This window comes from Sphaerimonospora mesophila, assembly GCF_001417795.1.
GTDB classification, from domain to species: domain Bacteria; phylum Actinomycetota; class Actinomycetes; order Streptosporangiales; family Streptosporangiaceae; genus Sphaerimonospora; species Sphaerimonospora mesophila.
In genome coordinates this window covers 12,741-31,415 of record NZ_BCBX01000055.1, presented here as the reverse complement: position 1 = coordinate 31,415, position 18,675 = coordinate 12,741, and the positions used below count along the sequence as shown (strand labels likewise).

The window sequence follows — 18,675 nt, the reverse complement described above, 5'->3', positions numbered from 1 at the left end:
TACCAATCATGATTCACGCCAGAGGACTCACCAAGACGTTCGGCGACGTCGAAGCCGTGCGCGGCATCGATCTCGACGTGTCGGCCGGGGAGATCGTCGGTCTTCTCGGGCCGAACGGGGCCGGCAAGACCACGACGATGCGAATGCTGACCACCCTGCTCCGGCCGACATCGGGCACGGCCGCCGTCGCCGGATGCGACCTGCTCGCCGACCCGGCGGGCGTCCGGCGGCACATCGGCTACGTCGCCCAGGGCGGCATGATCGGGCCGTTCTCGCCCGTGGGGGAGGAGCTAGAGCTCCAGGCCCGCCTGTACGGCATGCGCCGTACCGAGGCCGGGGAACGGGTGACCCGCCTGCTGGCCGAGCTGGACCTGAGCGGGGTGGAGCGGCGGATCGCCGCGTCGCTGTCCGGGGGTCAGAAGCGGCGGCTGGACATCGCGATGGGCCTGCTCCACCGGCCGGACCTGCTCTTCCTCGACGAGCCCACGACCGGGCTCGACCCGCAGAGCCGGGCCGACCTGTGGGAACGCGTACGGCGCCGGCGCGAGCAGGACGGCCTGACCGTGTTCCTGACGACGCACTACCTGGAGGAGGCCGACGCGCTGTGCGATCGGGTCCTCATCGTCGACCACGGCCGGATCGTCGCCTCGGGCACGCCGCGCGAGCTCAAGTCGGCGTACGGCGCCGCCACGCTCGACGACGTCTTCCTCTCGGTCACCGGCCGGGAACCGCGTGAGGGAGCCGCGGCATGACCACACTCACCGGGCCGACCACCGCGCACACGCTGGCCGCGCTGATCGGCTACTACCTGCGCGGCACCCTCAAGAACAGGTTCGCGATCGTCTTCGGCGCCGTGCAGCCGTTCCTCTACCTCGTGCTGTTCGGTCCGCTGTTCGACCGCAGCGGCGTCGGGTCGTGGGCCGTGCTCGTTCCCGGCCTGCTCGTCCAGCTCGGGCTGATGAGCGCCGGGATGGTGGGCTTCACCATCGTGTTCGACCAGCGGTTCGGCGTGTTGGAGCGGCTCAGGGTCACCCCGGCGAGCCGGGTCGCGCTGCTGCTCGGCCGGGTGTTCAAGGACGGCCTCGTGCTGCTCGTCCAGGCCGTGGTCATCATCGCGGCGGGGTTCTTCCTGGGGCTGCGGGCGCCGCTTCCCGGCGTGCTGCTCGGCCTGCTGCTCATGGTCGTCCTGTCGGTCGGCATGGCCTCGCTGTCGTACGCGGCCGCCCTCACGATCAAGCAGGAGCTGTTCGCGCCGGTGATGTCCACCGTGGCGATCCCGCTCATGCTGCTGTCGGGGGCGCTGCTGCCGATGTCCCTCGCGCCCGCGTGGCTGGACGCGGTCTCCCGGCTCACGCCGTTCCGGTACGCGGTCGAGGCGCTGCGTGCGCTGTTCGCCGGAGCTTACGCCTCGCCTGACGTTCTGTGGGGCGTGCTCGTGACGTCGGCTTTCGTCGTCATCGCGGTCGCCATGGGCACCCGGATCTTCCAGCGGGAAAACTCCTGATCATCGGCGCGGAAAGTCAGCGGAAAACCACGCGAACTTCCTTCCGGTTGCGGCAGCGCGTACACGACTGAGGCGGTCACAATGGTTGCGTGGCGGACGTCAACTTCACACTCGTCCAGCTGCGTTACTTCGTGACGGCGGCCGAGCTCGGCAGCATGACCGCGGCCAGCAGGGAGCTGATGGTGGCGCAGTCGGCGATCTCGGCCGCCATCGCCCAGGTCGAGCGGGAACTCGGCGTCCAGCTGCTGATCCGCCATCATGCCAGGGGGCTGTCGCTCACCCGTTCGGGGGAGCGGTTCCTCGTGGAGGCCCGTGAATTCCTGTCACACGCCGCCGCGCTGGCCCAGTCGGCGCGTGGGCTCGCCGGCTCGCTGACCGGGGAGCTGTCCGTCGGCTGCCTGACCGCGCTCGCGCCGTTCTACCTGTCCCGGCTGCTGCGCGAGTTCGCCGGCCGGTTCCCCGGCGTCCGGGTCACCGTGATCGAGGGGGAGATCTCCGCCATGGAGGCCGCCCTGCTCGACGGCCGGTGCGAGGCCGCCCTGGTCTACGCGACCGACCTCGCCCTCGATCTCGACCTCCGGCTGCTCACCCAGGCCAGGCCGCACGCGCTGCTGCCGCCGGGGCACCGGCTCGCCGAGGCGGAGGCGGTGTCCCTGGCCGACCTGGCGGGGGAGCCGATGATCCTGCTGGACCTGCCGCGCAGCCGCGACTACTTCCGCACGCTCTACGCCAGCGAACCCCGGGTGCGGTTCCGCACGTCGAGCTTCGAGACGGCCAGGTCGTTGGTGGCCGGCGGGCACGGTTACTCGATCCTCACCCAGCAGGCCGCGACCGATCAGACCTACGACGGCGGCCGGGTGGTCAGCGTGCCGATCAGCGACGAGGTGCCGCCGCTCGACGTCGTGCTGGCCTCGGTGCGTGGCGTACGGCCCACGGCCCGCGCGGCGGCCTTCGCCGAGACGTGTGCGGCGTTCTTCGCCGCGATGCCTGAGTGATGACAATTGCACGTGCAAGCGCGCTTGCATACGCAAGGGTCAGGGCAAGATACACGATGAAGGGAAGCTCACATGAGGTGACGGGTGACGACCTGAGGGAACGGCGATGACCGCAGATCTGGCAGGGCCGGGAGCAGCGACAGCACCTTCATGGCTGACCACGATGTTCGAGCAGGACGACTTCCCGGATCTGCCGGTTCCGCCGTCGGTCGTGTGCGCGCTTCCGGCCGGAAGCGTTTCCCCCGCCGTCGCCCGGGACTTCACCGCCGAGACGCTGCGCGCGTGGGGTTTCCCGCGGCTCGTCCCCGACGCGCTGGTCGTCGTGTCCGAGCTGGTGACGAACGCGCTCCGGCACGCACCCCGATGTTCGCAGCGCCAAGATTCACAGCGCCAAGATTCACAGTGTCGCGATTCCCAACGCCGCGATCCCGACGGCCCGCCCATCCTGTTGTGGTTGGTGAACCACGTGGATGTGACGGGCCGCTTTCATATCGGCGTCGGCGTCGGCGACGCCAGCGAGCGGGTTCCGGCACTGAGCCGGGAGTGCGATCTGTCGACGGAGACCGGCCGGGGCCTCCACCTGGTCGACGCGCTGAGCATCGCATGGGGCTGGATCCTCACCGGCGACGGCAAGATCGTGTGGGCGCTGTTCGACGGCCACGCCGACTGAGCTGCTCAGATTCAGGCGGCGGCGCGGACTGAAGATCAGCGGGGTGCCCCCCTCGCCCTACCTGCACCGACCCGTCGTCCGGGACGTCGTGCCCGTGCTGGAGCGTCCCCGGCGGCACGGGCGGGCTCTCGCCTGCAGGCGTGAACCGGCTGCCGCGGCGACGGCAGGCCGGCCACGATCCGGTGGCGGGCCCCGCCGCCGCTGGTCAAGATCGCTGCATGCGCATTCTCCATGAACTCACCCGGGCCCACTGGGAGCAGCGCCGGTGGCCATGGCCACCCAGCCGAGATCGCGGCGATTGCAGACTTGCCGGTAGGGACGGGTACGGCCACCGCGATCATCGAGTGTCGTGCTGACAATCAACGATCAAGCGGTGGCCGCAGGCCATGCCCCCTCGCCTGGAGACCGGAGAAGGAGCCGGGCTAGGCCGGGTCGGCGTCGCCCGTGAGCTGCTCGGCCGCCTCCTCGGGCGACTGCTCGAGATCCTGGTCGGCCTGAGCCTGGGCCTGGGCGGAGGCCTTGTCCAGCCGCACCCAGCTCACCACGCTCTCCACGGCGAACAGGACGAACAAGTAGGCCGTGAGGACGGCGACGACGGCGGTCAACTGACCGGCCACCGCGCCCACACCCAGGATCAGCAGCCGGCCCTCCCAGCCGAGCCCGGCGCGGAACAGCCACGCGGGCGGCCAGATGCCCTGCCTGGTGCGATAGACCGTGTCGTACGTGTGGTAGCCGACCACGTAGAGTAGCACGAACAGCAGCCACTTGGGGGTGTCCTCGGCCAGCCCGAGCAGGATGATCGTGAGGAACTCCGCGCCCCGCAGCAGCGGCGGGGTGAGCCAGTCCAGCCGTCCGAGGTGGTCGCTCGGCGCGCTCGGCACGACCAGGGCGACCAGGATCAGCACGGGCGCCAGCAGGATCGGTCCCTCGTCGAGCACGCCGCCGACGGCCAGGGCCACGATGGCGAGCAGCGCCACGAGCGTGAACGGCACGGGCGGCAGGCCGCGGCCCAGCACCCCCTTCAGCGTGGTGGCGATGGGGCCGTCGTCGCGATAGGCCAGCAGCCGCTCGGTCTGTATGCGGCGGCGTTCCTCGTCCGGGTCGGGAATCGTGGTGGTCTGCGGCTGGGTGATCATGCGAGAGACCTCAGGATGCGTCCGGTGAGGGTGTAGATGGTCGCGACGCCGCCCCAGATCACGAGCGTGAGGAACGTGACGCGGGGGTCGAAGAAGGCCGCGGTGATCGCGATGGCGGCGAAACGCTCCCCGATAGGGAACACGATCATCTTGCGCGCCCAGTGCACGGGACGGAACCTCCCGGCCTTGGTCCAGAGCTTGAGCAGGCTGCGGATGCCCGAGTTGCGGCGCGCCTTGCGCTCCTCCAGCGCCTCGCGCAGCGGGCGGTCCTCGGGGACCGTCAGATCGAGCGTGGGCAGCGGGACGGGCGCCCTGCGCCGGTTGGCCGCGCCGAACGAGAAGTCGAGCAGGTGCTTGACCGACTGGAGCGCCAGCGCCACCAGGGCGAGGATCCAGATGCCCTCTCCGTCCCCGAACTGACCGGACACGGTCGCGCCGACGGCGAGGCCGACGAAGACCGCGTACTCCTTGAACCGGTCGAACGTGGCGTCCAGCCAGGCTCCCAGCACGCCGAACTTCCGTGCGTATCGGGCGACCTGCCCGTCGACGCAGTCGAAGACGAACGCGAAGTAGATGAGCACCGCGCCGGCGATCGCACCCCACCGGGTGCCGGTCGCGAACGCGCCGGCCGACAGCAGGCCGAGAAGGATCGAGATGAGGGTGACCTGGTTGGGGGTCAGCCCCCGGCGGGCCGCCCAGCGCGCGATGAACCTCGAATAGGTGCTGACGAAGAACGTGGTGAAGAAGCCGTCGGCGCCCTTCACGGCGTGGTTCAGCCGGGCCCGGTCCTCGTCGAACCCGGCCATCTCCGCCAGGGCCTCGTCCGCCTCCCGCTGATCGTGGACCCGGCGGTAGAACAGGTCCCTGCGGCCGCGGATGCCGACCGACACGCCGCGCCGTACGAGACCCAGCACGAGCAGCTCGACGACGTCGTCCTCGGGGCCGAACAGGTGGGCCATGTCCGCCAGCTCGCGGGCGGCCTCGGCGAGCACGGCGGCGTGCCGCTGGTGGAGGCGGAGCGGTCCGAGCAGCGCGGCGTTCGGGCGGGTGACGGCGTGATAGGCGGTGCCGACCGAGATGATCCGGCCGCGGCCGGCCCGGGTGCGCTGGGGGAGACCCTCGATCACCTTCTGGCCGATCTCGGGCTCCGCCTCCTCGATGGGCGGCTCCTCCGGCGCGTCCTCGTGCCGCTCCTCCCGGACGATCAGTGCGAGGGCGTGCCGCTTGGCCTTGTTGATCTGGTAGATCAACTCGTCGTGCACCAGCGACTGCGCGGGCAGGATCAGCAGGTTGTCGGCTGAGTCCTCGACCGCGTCGGCGAGCGCCCGAAGGTCCCCGGCTACGTCCGGGCTCTCCACGACCCGCCTCGAATGGCGTCGGAAGGCGGGAGCGTCGGCAGGCCGGGCGATGGTGATCGGCTCGGGATCGAGCGAGGCGAGCTGCTCGAGCAGCCTGCCGTACACCGAGGGGGCTCCGGGAAGCGACGCCAACGTGATGTCCGCCGGCGACACGGGCTGGCCGCCTGGCGGTGGAGAACCGATCGGGCCGGGCGGCGAGCCCAGCAGGACCACGCGGGTCATGGCAACCTTTCAAGCGACAGGGGGATCAGGCCACGGTCGCGGCCCGTGGATCTTCTGGACCTACCTGCGTCGCTACGGCGAAGACCCATCGGGACACTCCCTGGGCGTGCCCCGGGATCGTCGCCGTGGCGAGACCCACGGGACACTCCCTGGCTTGACCGGCGCGGAGAAATCCGCCGGAGGCCAAAGCTTAGTGACCTTTCGGTCGAACCAGTGCATCCCAGGCACACCGTACGACCGACAAATGCCCGAGCAGCCCAATCATTACCGAATTTTCATCATAATGAGCCCGGCCGTCGCCGCTCTCAGCCGCCGCTCCAGGCGCCGATCGGGACGGCCATAGGATGGGACGATGAGCCTCTACCGGGACGAGGGCGTCGTGCTGCGCACCCAGAAGCTGGGCGAGGCCGACCGAATCATCACGATCCTCACCAGGCGCACCGGCAAGGTCAGGGGCGTGGCCAAGGGCGTACGCAAGACCAAGTCGCGGTTCGGCGCGCGGCTGGAGCCGTTCTCCCACGTCGACCTGCAGATGCACGCCGGCCGGTCGCTCGATGTGATCACCCAGGCCGAGACCCTGCGTCCGTACGGCGAGGCACTCGTGATCGACTATCCCCGCTACACCGCTGGCACGGCGATGCTGGAGACGGCCGATCGGCTGATCATGGGCGAGAAGGAGCCCGCCCTGCGCCAGTTCCTGCTGCTGCTGGGCGGGCTGCGCACGCTCGCCGAGGGCGGGCACGAGCCCAGGTTGGTGCTGGACGCGTTCTTCCTGCGCTCGCTGGCCGTGGCGGGCTACGCCCCCGCCCTGTCGGGGTGTGCCAGATGCGGGGCAGAGGCCGTACGAGCCTTCGCGATCGCCGCGGGCGGCGTGGTCTGCGGCTCGTGCCGCCCGGCCGGAGCCGCGGTGCCCGCCGCCGAGACGATCGCGTTGATGATCGCGCTGCTGCGCGGCGACTGGCCGGCCGCCGACGCCTCCGAGTCCCGGCACCGGACCGAGTGCAGCGGTCTCGTCGCGGCCTACCTGCAGTGGCACCTGGAGCAGGGCATCCGGTCCCTCCGCCATGTCGAGAGGGAGTGGCACGAGCGCGAACGGCCGGAGCGCGGCCGGGCGTTCCGTCCGGAAGAGGCCGCCGCGAACCACGGCGATGTGCGGGCCGGGCGGCCGGGTCCTGCACGGGATCCGCACATCTTCCCCGTCTGAGGACCCCCGCGGAAGCAATACGCTCGGAACATGGTCCGTCCTCCGACTCCGCATCCTTCCGGCGCGGTCCCGCCCGCCATCCCCCGCGGCCTCGTCCCACGGCACGTCGCGATCGTCATGGACGGCAACGGCCGCTGGGCGAAGGCCCGAGGGCTGCCGAGGACAGAGGGCCACAAGATGGGCGAGGCCTCGCTGTTCGACGTCATCGAGGGCGCGATCGAGCTCGGCGTCCCCTACCTGTCGGCGTACGCGTTCTCGACCGAGAACTGGAAACGCTCGCCCGACGAGGTCCGCTTCCTGATGGGGTTCAACCGGGACGTGATCCGCCGCCGCCGTGATCAGCTCAACGAGATGGGGGTCCGGGTCCGCTGGGCCGGGCGCCCCGGGAGGCTCTGGAAGAGCGTCATCAAGGAGCTCGAGGACGCCGAGCGGATGACGACCGGCAATGCGACGTTGACGCTGCAGTTCTGCGTCAACTACGGGGGCCGCGCGGAGATCGTCGACGCGGCCGTGAAGCTCGCGCGGGACATCGCCGCCGGCCGGGTCAATCCGGCGAAGGTGTCGGAGAAGGCCTTCGCCCGCTATCTCGACGAGCCCGACATTCCCGACGTCGATCTCTTCATCCGGTCGTCCGGCGAGCAGCGCACGTCGAACTTCCTGCTCTGGCAGTCCGCCTATGCCGAGATGGTCTTCCTCAACCGGCTCTGGCCGGACTTCGACCGCCGGGACCTCTGGCAGGCCTGCGAGATCTACGCCAAGCGCGACCGGCGGTACGGCGGTGCCGTACCGAACGAGGTCCGTCCGGCCGCCGAGCCCCTGCTCGACCGGACCGTCTGAGATCCACCGGCGGCACCGGCGGCACCGGTGGCAGGGGTGGCATCTGGAGGGTCACCCCAGCGCCGGGCGCTTCTTCCCCTGACCGGACTCCGGGCGCCGCCGGGCCCGATAGGCGGCGACATGCATGCGGTTTCCGCAGGTGCGGCTGTCGCAGTAGACCCGGGAGCGGTTCCTCGACTCGTCCACGAACACGTTGTCGCAGTCCGGTGCACGGCATTTGCGCAGCCGGTCCCACTCGTCCTCGGCCAGCACGTGCGCGAGGGCGACGCCGCAGTCGGCCGCGAGATGCTCGGCGAGCGACGCGCCGGGGGCGAAGTAGTGGACGTGCAGCGGGAAACCGTCGTGTTCTGTGAGCCTCGGCGTGATTCTCGTGCGGCCCAGCAGCTTGTTGAGCCGGGTCACGACGGCGGCCCGGTCGGGAGCGGTGAACACGTCGTGGAAGTCGGCGCGGAGCATGCGCACCTCGGCCAGATCGCGGCCGGTCACCGCGCCGACGCCGCTGACCCGGCGGCTGCGTACGAACGCGCGAAGGTCGTCGATGTCGGTCAACCCGTCGTGGTCGCCGGTCGCGGTGTTGATCAGCTCCACCACGGTGGCCAGCGAGTAGACCATGTCATGACCGAAGGGCATGGCAGGCACTCCTCTTTAGCGGCGCTGGCAGCGTACCCCGCGGGAGCCACGGGCGTGGCGAGATCAAGAACATCGGCGGACGGAACATTCGCCTGGTCATGGGAGGGTCACTGCGAGGCGGCCTCCGTCCGGCAGGAGTCGGTGCAGGAGGCGCAGGTGCCGAAGACCTCCACGGTGTGGGTGATCTCGGTGAAGCCGTGCTCGACGCCCATGAGCTCGGCCCAGCGCTCGACGTCGGGATTGGCCACCTCGACGGTGAGCCCGCAGCGACGGCAGACGAGGTGGTGATGATGAGACTCGGTCTCGCAGGCCCGGTAGACGGACTCGCCTTCGTCCGTGCGCAGCACGTCTACTCGGCCCGCGTCCTGCAGCGACTGCAGTGCCCGGTACACGGTGGTCAGGCCGATTTTCGCACCGTCCGCCCGCATTTCGGCGAACACGTCCTGCGCACTGCGGAAGCCCGGGCTCTGACGCAGGATCTCGTGTACGGCCTCGCGGCTCTTGGGACTCCTGGTCATGATGACTCCTGTGTACGGCTTCGCCCTAAAATCTACCGAATCAGTGGGGAGGCCAGGACTCGGACCAAGCCGATCAGATCAGACCGAAGCGGGTGGCGGCGAGCAGGACGAGGAAAGTGACGAGCGCGACCCGCAGCAGACGTCCGCCGGCGCGCAGCGACGGCCACGACAGGTATGCCAGCCAGACGACGAACGCGAGCACGGGCAGCACGGCCAGCGCCCCCCGCCAGTCCGGCACGACGAGGCCGACGAGCAGCAGCACGACCATGACGACCGGCAGCACCCAGCGCGGCAGCTGGAACAGGAACACCAGCGGCGCCGCGCTCTTCACCTCGGCCGCCCGCCTCACGCCGGTCGCGCCGGGCGTGAAGAACGACTCGCCCGCGGGCAGCGGCCGTCGCGCCGGCCGCTCCGACGCCGGACGCGCGGGCCTGCGCGCCAGCGGGTGGGCCGGGAGCGAACGGCCCTGGGCCGGGGGCCGGCGTTTCGGATCGGTTTCGCTTCCCACAAGCCGAGCCTAGTGCCCCTCCAGGGTCCCGGGGCATGTTCTGCCAGGCCGCGGGCGGCTGTGGGCGGCCGCGGGAGCCGTACGGCGTGCATGGCATGCTTGGACCCGTGATCGCGTTGATCCGTTACTCGGTTCCCGGCTCCCGCACGGAGGAGTTCACCGCGGGCGCGCGCGCCATCCTCGAGGTGCTGGCGGCGCAGCCCGGATACGTCCGTGGGCAGTTGGGGCGGTCGGTCGACGAGCCCGCGCTGTGGGCGCTGGTCAGCGAGTGGGAGGGCGCGGGGTTCTACCGGCGGGCGCTGTCGGCGGCCCGGATGGACATGTACCCGCTGATGACCCTGATGATCAATGAGCCCAGCGCGTTCGAGGGGGTTTACGGCCTGCCGGAGCCCCCTCTCGGCGGCGTCTGAGCGAGCGGGCGCCGAAGTCCCCTAAGCTTGTCCACAGATTCGGGCAGGTGCCCGGCCGTACGGCTGCCTTCGGACGCGCCTCTCGCCGACCTGACCCCTGACCCCGATCTGGTTCGATCTCAACGCCGACACCCAGCCGGATGGAGTTCCACTGATGGCACGTCGCACCGACGTTCTGGACACGATCGTCAGCCTCGCCAAGCGCCGCGGGCTCGTCTACCCGTCGAGTGAGATCTACGGAGGACTCCGCGCGTCCTGGGACTACGGTCCGCTCGGTGTCGAGCTCAAGAACAACGTCAAGCGCGAGTGGTGGAAGGCCGTCGTGCAGGGCCGCGACGACGTCGTCGGCCTCGACTCCTGCGTCATCCTCGCCCGCGAGGTGTGGCAGGCCAGTGGCCACGTCGACACGTTCACCGACCCGCTGACCGAGTGCCAGTCGTGCCACAAGCGCTTCCGCGCGGACCACCTCCTGGAGGCGTACGCCGAGAAGCACGGCGCGGAGCCGGCCGGCGGCCTCGCCGACATCACCTGCCCCAACTGCGGCAACAAGGGCACCTTCACCGCGCCGCGGCAGTTCAGCGGGCTGCTGAAGACCTCCCTCGGCCCGGTCGAGGACGAGTCGGGCCTGGCCTATCTGCGGCCGGAGACCGCCCAGGGCATCTTCATCAACTACCTCAACGTGCAGCAGTCCGCGCGCCGGAAGGTCCCGTTCGGCATCGGCCAGGTCGGCAAGTCCTTCCGCAACGAGATCACGCCGGGTAACTTCATCTTCCGCACCCGCGAGTTCGAGCAGATGGAGCTGGAGTTCTTCGTCAAGCCGGGCACCGACGAGGAGTGGCACCAGTACTGGATCGACGAGCGGCTGCGCTGGTACGTCGACCTCGGCATCAACAAGGACAACCTCCGGCTCTACGAGCACCCGAAGGAGAAGCTGTCCCACTACGCGAAGCGCACCGTGGACATCGAGTACCGGTTCAACTTCGCCGGCGGCGAGTGGGGCGAGCTGGAGGGCATCGCCAACCGCACCGACTTCGACCTGACGTCGCACAGCAAGGCGTCGGGCACCGACCTGTCGTTCTTCGAGCAGGAGTCCGGCGAGCGTTATGTGCCGTACGTCATCGAGCCTTCTGCCGGCGCGGACCGGGCCACGCTGACCTTCCTCGTCGACGCCTACACGGTCGACCAGGCGCCCAACGCCAAGGGCGTGATGGAGGAGCGGACCGTGATGCGGCTCGACCACCGCCTGGCCCCGGTCAAGGTGGCCGTGCTGCCGCTGTCGCGCAACGCCGACCTCTCGCCCAAGGCCCGTGACCTGGCCGCGCAGCTGCGCCGCCGGTGGAACGTCGACTTCGACGACGCGGGGGCGATCGGCCGCCGCTACCGCAGGCAGGACGAGATCGGCACCCCGTTCGCGATCACGGTCGACTTCGGCACGCTGGAAGACCACGCCGTGACCATCCGCGAGCGTGACAGCATGATGCAGGAGCGGGTCGCCCTCGACCAGGTCGAGGACTACCTCCGCCGCCACCTCAACGACTGAGCGAACCAAACCACCAACAGGTGGTGATCTTGCGAATTCTGGCAGGGGAGTGCGCTGAGCTGCGCATTCCCCTGTCGTGATCTTGCAGATAATCGCAGGCAATGCCGCTGACCAGGGCGAATGTGCTTCCTGATCCTGCAGTTGCGACTGCAAGATCAGGAAAGGTGTAACCGCAGATGGATCGGGTGGTCTGCGAGTTTCTGCAAGATCACCACAGGGATCGGTGTTGGTCAGCGGTCATCCCTGCGAGCAACTGCAAGATCACGCCCGGGGGAGGGGGGGAGAGGGGGGCTACTTGGGGCAGCGGAGGCCGTCGGTGGGGACCTTGCCGTCGAGCAGGTAGGCGTTGACGGCCGAGTCGATGCACTTGCTCTGGCCGTACGCGCCGTGGCCCTCGCCGTCGAGGGTGAGCAGCACGGCGGTGCGGAGCTGCCTGGCGAGCCGCGGCGCCCATTGATACGGCGTGGCCGGGTCGTTGGTCACGCCGACCACGACGATGGGGTTCGATCCGGAGGCGTCGATGTGCTTGGCGGCGTTGTCCCCGCGCACCGGCCAGACGCTGCAGCTACCGGCGCTGACGATGGTGGGGGCGAAGATGGGCGACCGCTTCTCCATCCGCCGGGCCAGTGCCTCCGCCTGGGCCACGGTCGGCCGGTCGGTGGAGTCCACGCAGAGCACGGCGGGCAGGGAGAACTGCAGGGTGGCGTAGGAGCCGTCCGGCCGGCGTCCGCCGTACTGATCGGCCAGGGTGAGCAGCCCGCGGGCGTCGCCCTTCTTCGCCGCGTCCCTGAGCGCCTCGGTGAGGAGCGGCCAGGTGAGCTTGCTGTAGAGCGCCTGGATGATCGCGGTCCTCGTGACGTCCTCGGTGATCTCACGGTCGCCGACCTTCAGCGGCTTGCGCTCGACGGAGCGCAGCAGCTTCAGCACGGTGTCGTTCGCCGCCGTGGTGTCGGCCCCGAGCGGGCAGCTCGTCGTGGTCTTCGCACAGTCGGCCAGGTAGTCCTCATAGGCCTTCTGGAAGCCCAGCGCCTGCGTCTTGGCCATCTCCAGCATGCCGACCTTCGGGTCGACGGCCGCGTCGAGCACCATGCGGCCCACGTTCTTCGGGAAGAGGGTGGCGTAGACGGAGCCGAGGTGGGTGCCGTACGAGAAGCCGAAGTAGTTGAGCCGCGGGTCGCCGAGGGCCGTGCGCAGGGACTCGAGGTCGCGGGCCGCGTTCACGGTGCCGACGTACGGCAGGATCTTCTTGGCGTTGCGCTCGCATCCCTTGGCGAAGTCGGTGACGAGCCGCTGCTCCTCCGCCGCGGTGTCGCCCGGCTCGTTGGCGAGGTAGCGGTCCATCTGGGGGCCGTCCAGGCACTTGATCCCGCTGCTGCGGTCGACGCCGCGCGGGTCGAAGCTGACGAGGTCGTAGCGGCGGTTCAGCGCGCTGAACGCCTGGGCGGCGTTGAGCAGCGTGCTGACGCCAGAGCCCCCGGGACCGCCGAAGTTGAAGATGAGTGAGCCGAGCCGCTGGGCGGAGTCCTTGGCCTTCACCCGGATGAGGGCGATGTCGAGCTTTTCGCCCTGCGGTTTGTTGTAATCGAGCGGCACCGGCATCTTCGCGCACTCGAATCCAGCGGGGGACGCGGCCTCCTCGCAGTGCGACCACTGGAGCCGGTCGGTGCCGGTCGGCTGCCCGGTGGGAGCGACCTTCTGGCCGGCGCAGGCCGTCGCGGCCAGCGCCAGCGCGCCGAATCCTGCCACCGCGGCCAGTACGGCACGCCCGCCGCCTCGCGAAACGATCACTCCCGACACGCTCACCCCTATGTAATCGAATGTAATCAGAGGGTCACCAACTTATACCGTACGGCGACCTGAGTGGTGGGGAAGGCGCACCGGGATCTCTCGGGTGGGCGTCATGGAGATCCATATCCATCCGCCGATCTCTCTGTCGATCTCTCTGCTGAGAAATGGTCTACACCTTTTGGTCTACACCATTCGCGGGAGAATTGGTTCATACCAATGTGACCGGTGAGAAAATTTGCCGATCTTTTCGCGATCGCGGATTGGATTAGACCTCGTTGCGGTCCACTACCTGCAGATATGTCTAATCCATCCGGGTGTGATGTTTGATGCGCCTTTTGATAGGTAGAGTCCCCGTGCGGGGTGGATCCGCGGGTTTTAATTTGAAGTCGCGAAGGAGCTCAAGTGCCCAAGTACGTTTACGACTTCACCGAGGGCAACAAGGATCTCAAGGACTTGCTCGGCGGTAAGGGTGCGAACCTGGCGGAAATGACAAACCTCGGTCTCCCGGTTCCTCCGGGTTTCACGATCACGACTGAGGCCTGCCGCCACTACCTGGGCAACGGGGGCATGCCGGACGGGCTCGGCGAGGAGATCTCGGCTCACCTCGCGGATCTGGAGGCCCAGATGGGCAAGCGGCTCGGCGACCCCGGCGATCCGCTGCTCGTCAGTGTCCGCTCCGGGGCGAAGTTCTCCATGCCGGGCATGATGGAGACCGTGCTCAACATCGGGCTGAACGACAGCTCGGTTCTCGCGCTGGCCAAGCAGTCGGGCAATGAGCGTTTCGCCTGGGACTCTTACCGAAGGCTCATTCAGATGTTCGGCAAGACCGTGCTGGGCATCGACGGAGAGTTGTTCGAGACCGCGCTCGACGAGATGAAAGGCGGCCGGAAGGACACCGATCTCGGCTCCGCCGACCTGCAGCGGCTCGTCGAGATCTACAAGGGCGTCGTGAGGGCCGAGACCGGCCGCGACTTCCCCGGCGACCCACGTGAGCAGATGGACCTCGCGATCCGGGCGGTCTTCGACTCCTGGAACGCGCCGCGCGCCGTCCTCTACCGTCGCCAGGAGCGCATCCCCGCCGACCTGGGCACGGCCGTCAACGTGTGCGCCATGGTCTTCGGCAACCTCGGCATGGACTCGGGCACCGGCGTCGCCTTCACCCGCGACCCCGGTTCTGGACAGCAGGGCGTGTACGGCGACTACCTGCAGAACGCCCAGGGCGAGGACGTCGTCGCCGGCATCCGCAACACCGTGCCGCTCCAGGAGCTCGAGAGCATCGATCCGGAGGCGTACCGCGAGCTTCTCGACATCATGGCGCGGCTGGAGGGGCACTACCGCGACCTGTGCGACATCGAGTTCACGATCGAGCGCGGCAAGCTGTGGATGCTGCAGACCCGGGTCGGCAAGCGTACGGCCGCCGCGGCCTTCTGCATCGCCACCCAGCTCGTCGACGAGGGCCTGATCGACATGGATGAGGCCGTCACGCGGGTGACCGGGGGGCAGCTGGCGCAGCTCATGTTCCCGAGGTTCGCCGACACCACCGACAACCGGCGCCTGACCACGGGCATGAACGCCTCGCCGGGAGCGGCCGTGGGCAAGGCCGTGTTCACCTCGGAGAAGGCGGTCGAGCTGGCCGGGCGGGGCGAGCCCGTCATCCTCGTGCGCAGGGAGACCAACCCCGACGACCTCGCCGGCATGATCGCGGCACGCGGCGTGCTCACCTCGCGGGGCGGGAAGACCTCGCACGCCGCCGTCGTCGCCCGGGGCATGGGCAAGACCTGCGTCTGCGGCGCCGAGGAACTGGAGGTCGACGTACGCGCCCGGCGCTTCACCGCGCCCGGCGGGGTGACCGTCGAGGAGGGCGACGTGATCTCCATCGACGGCTCGAGCGGCGCGGTCTACCTCGACGAGGTCCCCGTCGTCGCCTCCCCGGTCGTCGAGTACTTCGAGGGCGGGGCGGCCGAGGACGAGCTGGTCGTGGCCGTGGACCGCATCATGACCCACGCCGACTCGGTGCGGCGCCTGGCCGTACGCGCCAACGCCGACAACCCCGAGGACGCCGCACGCGCCCGCCGGTTCGGCGCGCAGGGCATCGGGCTGTGCCGTACGGAGCACATGTTCCTCGGCGACCGGCGGCGGCTGGTCGAGGACCTGATCCTGGCCGCGACGCCGGAGGAGTGCCGGGCCGCCCTGGACGCGCTGGAGCCGATGCAGACGACCGACTTCAGGGGTCTGTTCGAGGCGATGGCCGGCCTGCCGGTCACGATCAGGCTGATCGACCCGCCGCTGCACGAGTTCCTGCCCGACATCACCGACCTGTCGGTCAAGGTCGCCCTGGCCGGGGACGGGGCGACCGAGCGGGACCGCAGGCTCCTGGAGGCCGTCAAGCGGCTGCACGAGCAGAACCCGATGCTCGGCCTGCGCGGTGTACGGCTCGGCCTGGTCATCCCCGGCCTGTTCGAGATGCAGGTGCGGGCGATCGCCGCGGCGGCGAAGGAGAGCGCCGACGCGCGGGCGGAGATCATGATCCCGCTGGTCGGCGCCGTACAGGAGCTGGAGATCGTACGCGAGGCGGCCGAGCGGGTCCTCGCGGAGGCGGGCGTGTCCGCGCTCATCGGCACCATGATCGAGGTGCCGCGCGCCGCGCTGACCGCTGGTCAGGTGGCCGAGGCGGCCGAGTTCTTCTCCTTCGGCACCAACGACCTCACGCAGATGACCTGGGGCTTCTCCCGGGACGACGTCGAAAGTGGATTTTTCAGTAAATATCTCGATCTGGGGGTGTTCGGCGTTTCGCCGTTCGAGTCGATCGACCGGGACGGCGTCGGCCGGCTCATGCGGATCGCGGCGGAGGAGGGCAGGCGGACCCGTCCCGGCCTCAAGCTCGGCATCTGCGGAGAGCACGGCGGAGACCCCGAGTCGGTGCGCTTCTGCCACGAGATCGGGCTCGACTACGTGTCGTGCTCGCCGTTCCGGATCCCGGTCGCCCGGCTTGAGGCGGCCCGCGCCGCCCTGACCGCGGAGGGCTCCGACAGTCGCTGACTCCGTGGACCCGTAGATGACCGTCCGCACCCCCGGAACCCGCGTGAAGCGAGGGTTCTGGGGGTCTGGGACGAATCGTCGTGACTCATTGTCGTGGCGAGCGGGTACGCTCCTTCTCCCGCCGCGGGGGTGCCGTGAGGAAGGGAGGACGCATGGCCCGTTACGACGAGCACGATCAGGCACGATGGGTGCCGGAGCCGCAGAGCGGCGCCGAGCGCAGCGCCTTCGAGCGGGACCGGGCCCGTGTGCTGCACAGCGCTTCGTTGCGCAGGCTCGCCGCCAAGACGCAGGTGGTCACCCCGGCCGACTACTCGGGTCTGTACAGCCCGCGCACCCGGCTGACCCACTCGCTCGAATGCGCCCAGATCGGGCGGGAGATGGGCAAGGTTCTCGGCCGTGATCCCGATCTGGTGGAGACGGCCTGCCTCGCCCATGATCTGGGACATCCCCCGTTCGGCCACAACGGCGAGACCGCACTGAACGAGATGGCCGCGTCGTGCGGCGGATTCCAGGGCAACGCCCAGAACCTCCGCCTGCTCACCCGGCTGGAGGCGAAGGTCATCACCGAGGACGGCCGCGGCGCCGGGCTCAACCTGACCCGGGCGACGCTCGACGCGGTCTGCAAGTATCCCTGGGCCGGTCCCGGCTGCCCGGATCCGGAGGTGCCGCGTGCCGCCGAGGGCATGCCGTACTGCGTCTATCCGGACGACCTGGCGGTCTTCCGGTGGGTCAGGGAGGGGGCTCCTGGCCGCACGCCGAGCTTCGAGGCCCAGATCATGGACTGGGCCGACGACGTGGCCTATTCGGTGCACGACCTCGAGGACGCGCTGACGTCGGGCCACGTCACGGCCGAGGCGCTGCGCGACCCCGAGGAGCGGCTGGCCGTCTGCGACCTCACCCGCGAGTGGTACGCCCCCGACGCCGACCGGGGCGAGCTGGCCGAGGTCTTCGGGCGGCTGGTCGCCGGGCCGCTGTGGCCGGGCCGGTTCGACGCCGGGCTCGTCGATCTCGCCGCGCTCAAGCGACTCACCAGCTCGCTCATCGGCCGGTTCTGCCGGGCGGCGCAGGAGGCGACCAGGGAGGCGTACGGCTGCCACGCCGTGCCGGAGACCCCGCCGGGCCGGCACGGGGCCGACCTCGTCGTGCCGAGGACCACCCGGCTGGAGTGCGCCCTGCTCAAGGGGGTGACCGCCTACTACGTCATCACCCGCGCCGACCATCACGCGATGCGGGCCCGGCAGCGCGAGCTGATCGCCGAGCTGGGGCACCTGGTCATGAGAGGGGCGCCCGCCACGCTGGCGCCGACGCTGCGCCCCGAGTTCGAGCGCGCGCCGGACGACGCGGCGCGGCTGCGCGTGGTCGTCGACCAGATCGCCTCGCTGACCGACGCATCGGCCGTGGCCTGGCACCGCCGCCTGTCGCTGACCGGGGCCGGGGTCACTCCGGCGTGACGATCACGACCTCGGGGTCTTTGCGCTTCCTGGGCGGCCTGCGCTCCTCCTGCTTCTTCGTCTCCTCCTGCTTCACGGGGACCGCCTTCGACGCGCACAGCTGGGTGCAGGCCGGGAGCTCGCCGACGCGCTCGCGCAGCTTCAGCATCTCCGCGCGGGGGGACAGCGTGCGGTTGCCGTCGTCCCAGGCGTCCAGATAACGCCACGGCTTGACCATGCCGCGGCGGACCCACCAGTACTGCGGCGGCGTCGGCCACGACATCGCGAAGTAGAGGTTGGTGGCCATGTCGCGGGCGTTGCCCGAGTTGCCGACCGTGCCCAGCCGCTGGCCCGCCTTGACGCGCGTGCCGGGAGCGAGACCCGCCTCGACGGTGTCGAGGTGGCCGCCGAGGTAGAGCACGCCGTCGTCGCCGGTCACGCTGACGAACCTGCCCTCCCGGTCCCTGCCGTGGTCGGTGGTCGGCGACCACCTGTTGGCCGTGTCGACCTCGCGGATCACGCCGTCGACCGGCGAGACGAACGCGCATCCCCTGGCGGCCCAGATCGTGGTCTTCGGCAGCACCAGCAGCTTGCGCGAGTACGTCACCTCGCATCCCTTCACCGGGAACACGTAGGTGAACCGGGACAGCTTGGGCGGTGGGATCCGTACCGGACCCTCCACCTGGGGCGGAGTGTCCGCCGCGGCCGTGGCGACGGCGGTGTCCGCAGCGGGGGACGCCGGCGGCAGCGTGCTCACCCCGGCCACTCCGGAGGGCGCGCCGCAGGCGGCGGCCAGGCAGGCGGTGCCCGCGAGGACGGCCAGTGCCGCGGTTCTCCCCGATCGCATGGTATCCACCAGGTCGACGTTACCGAACCTTTCCTTTGT

17 protein-coding genes are annotated in these 18,675 nt (G+C 69.8%); 10 read left to right on the top strand and 7 right to left on the bottom strand.

Annotated features, from left to right (window positions below; genetic code table 11):
* Positions 1 to 8 precede the first annotated feature (8 nt).
* From AP234_RS31285 to AP234_RS31270, 4 genes are all read left to right on the top strand, one after another.
* On the top strand, positions 9 to 752 hold the full coding sequence (locus AP234_RS31285; protein ID WP_055483359.1) for an ATP-binding cassette domain-containing protein: 744 nt from the start codon (positions 9 to 11) through the stop codon (positions 750 to 752).
* Positions 749 to 1,504 (top strand): ABC transporter permease, encoded by a 756-nt coding sequence (locus AP234_RS31280; protein WP_055483358.1) that lies wholly within the window; start codon positions 749 to 751, stop codon positions 1,502 to 1,504. The genes AP234_RS31285 and AP234_RS31280 overlap by 4 nt, the downstream gene beginning before the upstream one ends.
* 89 nt (positions 1,505 to 1,593) lie before the next feature.
* Positions 1,594 to 2,499, top strand: coding sequence for a LysR substrate-binding domain-containing protein (locus AP234_RS31275; protein WP_055483357.1), 906 nt, complete (start codon positions 1,594 to 1,596; stop codon positions 2,497 to 2,499).
* A gap of 106 nt (positions 2,500 to 2,605) precedes the next feature.
* A complete protein-coding gene (locus AP234_RS31270) occupies positions 2,606 to 3,169 on the top strand; it encodes an ATP-binding protein (protein ID WP_152990723.1) in 564 nt (187 codons plus the stop codon).
* Between the two features lie 422 nt (positions 3,170 to 3,591).
* Here AP234_RS31270 and AP234_RS39310 read toward each other — a convergent pair whose 3' ends face one another.
* A complete protein-coding gene (locus AP234_RS39310; protein WP_055483355.1) occupies positions 3,592 to 4,305 on the bottom strand; it encodes a DUF5941 domain-containing protein in 714 nt (237 codons plus the stop codon).
* Positions 4,302 to 5,885, bottom strand: a complete 1,584-nt coding sequence (locus tag AP234_RS39305) for a CDP-alcohol phosphatidyltransferase family protein (RefSeq protein WP_055483354.1) — start codon at positions 5,883 to 5,885, stop codon at positions 4,302 to 4,304. The genes AP234_RS39310 and AP234_RS39305 overlap by 4 nt, the downstream gene beginning before the upstream one ends.
* Positions 5,886 to 6,237: 352 nt before the next feature.
* Between AP234_RS39305 and recO the strand changes: the two genes are divergently transcribed.
* Together recO and AP234_RS31250 are read left to right on the top strand one after the other, a co-directional pair.
* The gene (gene recO / locus AP234_RS31255) at positions 6,238 to 7,089 is read left to right on the top strand and encodes a DNA repair protein RecO (protein ID WP_083502600.1); all 852 of its coding nucleotides are present in this window, start codon (positions 6,238 to 6,240) and stop codon (positions 7,087 to 7,089) included.
* Positions 7,090 to 7,119: 30 nt separating this feature from the next.
* Positions 7,120 to 7,926, top strand: a complete 807-nt coding sequence (locus AP234_RS31250; protein WP_055483353.1) for an isoprenyl transferase — start codon at positions 7,120 to 7,122, stop codon at positions 7,924 to 7,926.
* Positions 7,927 to 7,977: 51 nt separating this feature from the next.
* On the opposite strand, the gene AP234_RS31245 is transcribed toward AP234_RS31250, so the two are convergent.
* From AP234_RS31245 to AP234_RS31235, 3 genes are all read right to left on the bottom strand, one after another.
* The gene (locus AP234_RS31245) at positions 7,978 to 8,556 is read right to left on the bottom strand and encodes a CGNR zinc finger domain-containing protein (RefSeq protein WP_055483352.1); all 579 of its coding nucleotides are present in this window, start codon (positions 8,554 to 8,556) and stop codon (positions 7,978 to 7,980) included.
* A gap of 107 nt (positions 8,557 to 8,663) precedes the next feature.
* Positions 8,664 to 9,074, bottom strand: coding sequence for a Fur family transcriptional regulator (locus tag AP234_RS31240; RefSeq protein ID WP_055483351.1), 411 nt, complete (start codon positions 9,072 to 9,074; stop codon positions 8,664 to 8,666).
* Between the two features lie 73 nt (positions 9,075 to 9,147).
* A complete protein-coding gene (locus AP234_RS31235) occupies positions 9,148 to 9,582 on the bottom strand; it encodes a DUF6703 family protein (protein WP_235558492.1) in 435 nt (144 codons plus the stop codon).
* A 107-nt stretch (positions 9,583 to 9,689) separates the two neighbouring features.
* Here AP234_RS31235 and AP234_RS31230 point away from each other — a divergent pair, with 107 nt between their 5' ends.
* Both AP234_RS31230 and AP234_RS31225 read left to right on the top strand, forming a co-directional pair.
* Positions 9,690 to 9,992, top strand: a complete 303-nt coding sequence (locus AP234_RS31230) for an antibiotic biosynthesis monooxygenase family protein (protein ID WP_055483387.1) — start codon at positions 9,690 to 9,692, stop codon at positions 9,990 to 9,992.
* A gap of 154 nt (positions 9,993 to 10,146) precedes the next feature.
* Positions 10,147 to 11,532 carry a glycine--tRNA ligase gene (locus AP234_RS31225; protein ID WP_055483350.1) on the top strand — a complete coding sequence of 462 codons (1,386 nt, stop codon included), beginning with the start codon at positions 10,147 to 10,149 and terminating at the stop codon, positions 11,530 to 11,532.
* A gap of 291 nt (positions 11,533 to 11,823) precedes the next feature.
* On the opposite strand, the gene AP234_RS31220 is transcribed toward AP234_RS31225, so the two are convergent.
* Positions 11,824 to 13,320, bottom strand: coding sequence for an alpha/beta hydrolase (locus AP234_RS31220; RefSeq protein WP_200926800.1), 1,497 nt, complete (start codon positions 13,318 to 13,320; stop codon positions 11,824 to 11,826).
* A 402-nt stretch (positions 13,321 to 13,722) separates the two neighbouring features.
* Here AP234_RS31220 and ppdK point away from each other — a divergent pair, with 402 nt between their 5' ends.
* A complete protein-coding gene (gene ppdK, locus AP234_RS31215) occupies positions 13,723 to 16,359 on the top strand; it encodes a pyruvate, phosphate dikinase (protein ID WP_055483349.1) in 2,637 nt (878 codons plus the stop codon).
* Between the two features lie 152 nt (positions 16,360 to 16,511).
* Positions 16,512 to 17,810 (top strand): deoxyguanosinetriphosphate triphosphohydrolase, encoded by a 1,299-nt coding sequence (locus tag AP234_RS31210; RefSeq protein WP_055483348.1) that lies wholly within the window; start codon positions 16,512 to 16,514, stop codon positions 17,808 to 17,810.
* Here AP234_RS31210 and AP234_RS31205 read toward each other — a convergent pair.
* On the bottom strand, positions 17,797 to 18,636 hold the full coding sequence (locus tag AP234_RS31205; RefSeq protein ID WP_055483347.1) for a M23 family metallopeptidase: 840 nt from the start codon (positions 18,634 to 18,636) through the stop codon (positions 17,797 to 17,799). The genes AP234_RS31210 and AP234_RS31205 overlap by 14 nt on opposite strands.
* Between the last annotated feature and the right edge of the window lie 39 nt (positions 18,637 to 18,675).